Source organism: Stenotrophomonas sp. P5_B8, from assembly GCF_054049855.1.
In genome coordinates, this window is the sequence record NZ_JBFULO010000300.1 from 1 (window position 1) to 4,823 (window position 4,823).

At 69.0% G+C, this 4,823-nt stretch carries 4 protein-coding genes; 2 read left to right on the forward strand and 2 right to left on the reverse strand.

Translation table 11 applies throughout. The annotated features are described in order from the left end of the window. Positions 1-57: 57 nt before the first annotated feature. On the reverse strand, positions 58-954 hold the full coding sequence (locus ACXJKH_RS14890; protein ID WP_457320403.1) for a DnaJ C-terminal domain-containing protein: 897 nt from the start codon (positions 952-954) through the stop codon (positions 58-60). A gap of 247 nt (positions 955-1,201) precedes the next feature. Between ACXJKH_RS14890 and ACXJKH_RS14895 the strand changes: the two genes are divergently transcribed. Both ACXJKH_RS14895 and ACXJKH_RS14900 read left to right on the forward strand, forming a co-directional pair. Next, the gene (locus ACXJKH_RS14895) at positions 1,202-1,684 is read left to right on the forward strand and encodes a redoxin family protein (protein ID WP_457320405.1); all 483 of its coding nucleotides are present in this window, start codon (positions 1,202-1,204) and stop codon (positions 1,682-1,684) included. A 29-nt stretch (positions 1,685-1,713) separates the two neighbouring features. Further along, complete coding sequence (locus ACXJKH_RS14900) at positions 1,714-2,310, forward strand: ferritin-like domain-containing protein (protein WP_457320407.1); 597 nt, start codon at positions 1,714-1,716, stop codon at positions 2,308-2,310. Between the two features lie 145 nt (positions 2,311-2,455). On the opposite strand, the gene pbpC is transcribed toward ACXJKH_RS14900, so the two are convergent. Beyond that, complete coding sequence (gene pbpC / locus ACXJKH_RS14905) at positions 2,456-4,822, reverse strand: penicillin-binding protein 1C (protein WP_457320409.1); 2,367 nt, start codon at positions 4,820-4,822, stop codon at positions 2,456-2,458. Position 4,823: the final 1 nt, after the last annotated feature.

Consider the following 4,823-nt stretch of genomic DNA (forward strand, 5'->3'; position numbering starts at 1 on the left):
CCGCTGGCCAGTGCACAACCGCGGTAGGTACCGACCGTTGGTCGGTACACCCTTCAATCAGGCCTTCTCGCCAAACGCCTTGGCCAACGCCTTGTAGGCCTTCTTCTGTGCCTCTTCGGTCGGGGCCGGAGCCACGATCTCCAGCTCGACGATCTGATCGCCGTCCGGATTGCCCGGCAGGCCGCGCCCCCGCAGGCGCAACTTGCGCCCGGCATCGGACTCGGCCGGCACCTTCAATTCCACCGAGCCGCCCAGCGTGGGCACGCTGATGCTGGTGCCCAGCGCGGCCTGCCACGGCGTCACCTGCAGGGTGTACAGGATGTTGCGGCCGTCCACCTCGAACTGCGGGTGCTCGGCGTACTCCACTTCCAGCAGCAGGTTGCCGCCGCCGGTGCCCTGCCCGGCCAGGCGAATCACCTGGCCCGGACGGATGCCCTTGGGCACGCGCACATCCAGCTGCCTGCCGTTGACGTTGATGCGCAGGCTGTCGCCCTGGTGGGCCGCTTCCAGCGGCACGGACAGCTTGGCGCGGGTGTCACGCGTGGGCTGCGGGCCCTGGCTGGCACCGCCGAAGCCGCTGGCGCGGCCGCCACCGCCGCCGCGCTGACGCGCGAACAGGCTTTCGAAGAAATCGCTGAAGCCACCGCCGCCGGCACCGCCGCCGAACACTTCCTCATAGTCGAAGCCCTGGCCACCACCGTAGTTCGGCGGCGCATGGAACTCCTCGCCGGGCCGGTAGCCCTGCGCCTTGAGCTGATCGTAGGCGGCGCGCTTCTGCGGGTCGCGCAGCGCTTCATAGGCCTCGTTGACGGCCTTGAACTTGTCTTCCGCGCCGGCCTCCTTGCTGACGTCGGGATGGTACTTGCGCGCCAACCGGCGGTAGGCGGTCTTGATTTCCGCATCGCCCGCACTCGGTTCCACCCCGAGCGTGGCGTAGTAATCCTTGAATTCCATCGATACACCTCGAATAAGTTCGGTCGTCCGCGCCGGCGGACACCGTCCCGACAATTCTAGCGGCTGGCGCCGGCCGTGCCGTGACGCCCCGGCATGATCCTGCGCAATGCGGCCACGCCCCAGGGCGCCCATGCTGGCCCCTGCGCCACCGCGCTGCCGTTGAAATGGGTCTGCAACGGCGGTTTTCAACGTTTTGACGCCGCCATCCCACCCCGCTCACTACGCTGGACGCGTCCAAGGAGTCCGCATGACCATCCACGCAGGCGATCGCATTCCCGAAGTCACCCTCAAGCGTATCCGCGAGGGCATGGAGACCCTCGATACCCATGCCCTGTTCGACGGCCGCCGCGCGGTGCTGTTCGGGGTACCCGGCGCGTTCACCCCCACCTGTTCGGCCCGGCATCTGCCCGGCTACGTCGAGCACTTCGCCGATTTCCGCCATCGTGGTATCGACGTGTTCTGCATGGCGGTCAACGATCCATTCGTGATGAAGGCGTGGGCCGAGAGCCAACACGTGCCCGATGGCCTGCAGATGCTGTCCGACGGCAATGGCGAATTCACCCGCGCGCTCGGCCTGGAGATGGATGCCAGCAGCTCCGGGATGGGCCTGCGCTCGCGTCGCTTCGCGCTGTATGTCGAGGACGGCGTCGTGCGCCAGACCTTCGTCGAGGAACCCGGCCAGTTCGAGGTGTCCTCGGCAACTCACGTGCTGGCGCATCTGCCCAGCTGAATCCACGCAACAAAGGAAACCGGCCAGCCATGTCAAAGCCAGCCAAGCAGAAACCCACCCCCGCCGCCGCCCAACGCGCCGATCCCTCGCGCCCGCCGGGCATCAGCGATACCGCCACGCTGCGCGCCAAGGCACGCAAGGACATCGAAGACGGCGCCATCACCGACAGCTACAGCGCCGACCGCAAGGCGGTGATCAAGCTGCTCAACGACGCGCTCGCCACCGAGTACGTATGCGTGCTGCGCTACTACCGCCATTACTTCACGGCCAAGGGCATGCTCGCCGATTCGATCAAGGCCGAGTTCCTCGAACACGCCCAGCAGGAACAGGCGCACGCCGGCAAGCTGGCCGAACGCATCGTGCAACTGGGCGGCGAGCCCGACCTCAACCCGGACACGCTGACCAGGCGTTCGCACGCCGAGTACAAGGAAGGCAAGAACCTGCGCGACATGGTCCGCGAGAACCTGATCGCCGAGCGCATCGCCATCGACAGCTATCGCGAAATGATCAATTTCGTCGGCGACAAGGACACCACCACCAAGCGCATCCTTGAAGAAATTCTTGCCCAGGAAGAAGAACACGCCGACGAGTTCGCCGACCTGCTGGATGGCTGGATCGGGGAATAACACCGCCTGTACAACCCCGGCCATCGAGGAACGGTAGTGCCGGCCGCTGGCCGGCTCGCAGCCCACCCAGATCGCGAGCCGGCTCCGCAGTGCGACGGGCCGGCCACCGGCCGGCACGACCGCCCCGCGTCCAGCAGCACGCGCATCACCGCAGTATCCGGAAGCGCACCTGCGTCCAGGCACCATCGGACGCCAGCGCGGTGAGGGTATGCTCGCCCACTTCGTCGAAATCGCGCTGGAACAGGCGCGCGCCCTCGGTGCGTGCGATCCAGCGCCCATCGAGCAGCCAGTCCACGCTGTTGTCATTGCCCAGCGCACGCAGCTGGAGGCGCACGCCGTGTTCGGCGTTTGGCGCGCGCGCCAGCGTGGCGCGGTCGTTGAGGCCTTCGATATGCAGGCTGCCGCCACTCTCACGGCCATCCTCGCTGCAGTCCGGCGACAGCGCCGGCAGCTGCGCCGCGCGCCGTTGCGCCAACGGCAGCCACGGCGACAGCAACGCCGGCCAGCGGGCGATCTCGCGCGTTTCGGTCTCGTGCGGCAGCCGGCAGTCCGGGGACACCCGCAGCCCGCTGCGCGCATCCACACTGAAGCGCTGGCGCCCCGGCTGCCACAGGCGCGCGTCGCGTTCGGCGAAGGTCGGTGGCACCACCCCATCAAGCACGAAGGCATCCAGGCGACGCTGGCACAACGCGTCTTCGGTGCGTTCGGCGAGTTCACCGGTCGGCCAGCAGATCGCTTCACGGGTCACGTTCGGTGGCATCGGGGCGCCACTCGCGTCCCCGGCCTGGCGCGGCAGGCTGTCCACCACTTCAAACATCAGCGGCAACGCGGTGACCGCGCCGTACTGGCCCGGCAGCGGCGTGCCATCCGGCCGCCCCACCCACACCCCCACGGTGTAGTGACGGGTGCTGCCGATGGCCCACGCGTCGCGGTAACCGTAACTGGTGCCGGTCTTCCAGGCCACCCGTGGGCGCCCGGTGACATCGAAGGTGCCGCTGCCATACCCCGGGCGCGGATTGGACTCGAGCACCTCGCGGGTGATCCACGCCGCACCGGGCGACATCAGGCGGCGTTCGATCACTGGATCGTCGGCGGTATAGCGCACCCGTCCGGCGATGCCGTGGCGGTTGAACGCGGCGAACGCGCCGACCAGATCCTCCAGCCGCGCGCCGGTGCCGCCCAGGATCAGCGACAGGTTCGGCGCGCTGCCATGCGGGAAGCGCAGGTTGATGCCGGCGTGCGACAGCCGCGCGGCAAACCTTGCCGAGCCGACCCGGTCGAGCAGATCCACCGCCGGAACATTGAGCGACAGCCGCAGCGCCGTGGCCGAACTCACCGGCCCGTTGAAGGCCGAATCGAAGTTGCCGGGGCGGTAACCGCCGAACGCCTGCGGGGCGTCCACCATCAGGCTTTCCGAATGGATCAGCCCGTCATCCAGCGCCATGCCATACAGGAAGGGTTTGAGCGTGGAGCCCGGCGAGCGCCAGGCCTGCACCATGTCCACGTGGCCCAGCCGCTGCTTGTCGCCGAAGGCCACCGACCCCACGTACGCGCGTGCCTCCAGCGTGCGGTTGTCGATCACCAGCAACGCGGCGGACGTGCGTTCGGGCAACTGCGAGAAGTACGAGGACACGCGCTCTTCCAGCGTGCGCTGCAGCCCGATGTCCAGCGTGCTTTCGATGCGCGCCGCACGCGGCTGTGCCGAGCGCAGCCGCTGCGCCAGCAAGGCGGCGTGCAGCGGCGGCTGCAGCGCGCGGGTGACCACCGGCTCGATGCGCGCATCGTCCACCTCCTCGCGGCTCCACACGCCCAGCGCGACCATGCGCTCCAGCACCTTGTCGCGGGCGCGTCGCGCGGCCTCGGGGTGCCGGTCCGGGCGCAACCGGCTGGGCGCCTGCGGCAGCACCGCCAACAACGCCGCCTCGGCCTGCGACAACCGCGCCGCCGGCTTGCCCAGATAGGCCCAGCTGGCGGCCTCGACCCCTTCGATGGTGCCCCCGTAGGGTGCCCGTTCCAGGTACAGCGCCAGGATCTGCGCCTTGCTCAGGTGCACTTCCAGCTGCACCGCGCGCAGCATCTGCTTGGCCTTGCCCCACGGCGTGCGCGAATGCGGATCGAGGATGCGCGCGACCTGCATGGTCAGCGTGGAGCCACCGGACACGATCCGCCCCTGCAGCAGCCACTGCTTGCCGGCGCGCAGCAGCCCCCACGGGTTGATGCCCGGGTGGCGCCAGAACCAGCGGTCCTCATAGTTGAGCAGGGCCTGCAGATACAACGGCGAGACGCTGTCGGCCGAGGCCGGATAGCGCCAGACGCCGTCGGCATCGGCGAACGCGCGCAGCGGCGTGCCGTCGCGGGCCACCACCAGCGTGCTGGTGTCGCGCGCTTTCGGCAGGGGCGGCGGGAAGGCCAGGTCCAGCACCAGCACCAGCGCCAGCAGCAACGCGGTGCCCCAGCGCAACGCCGGCCACAGCCAGTGCCGCGCCGTGGTGGTCAGACGCCTGGAAAGGATG

What these genes read in the sequence shown, in the direction of transcription:
- ACXJKH_RS14890 (WP_457320403.1), bottom strand. Translation starts at nt 954, where the DNA reads ATGGAATTCAAGGATTACTACGCCACGCTCGGGGTGGAACCGAGTGCG.
- ACXJKH_RS14895 (WP_457320405.1), top strand. Translation starts at nt 1,202, where the DNA reads ATGACCATCCACGCAGGCGATCGCATTCCCGAAGTCACCCTCAAGCGT.
- ACXJKH_RS14900 (WP_457320407.1), top strand. Translation starts at nt 1,714, where the DNA reads ATGTCAAAGCCAGCCAAGCAGAAACCCACCCCCGCCGCCGCCCAACGC.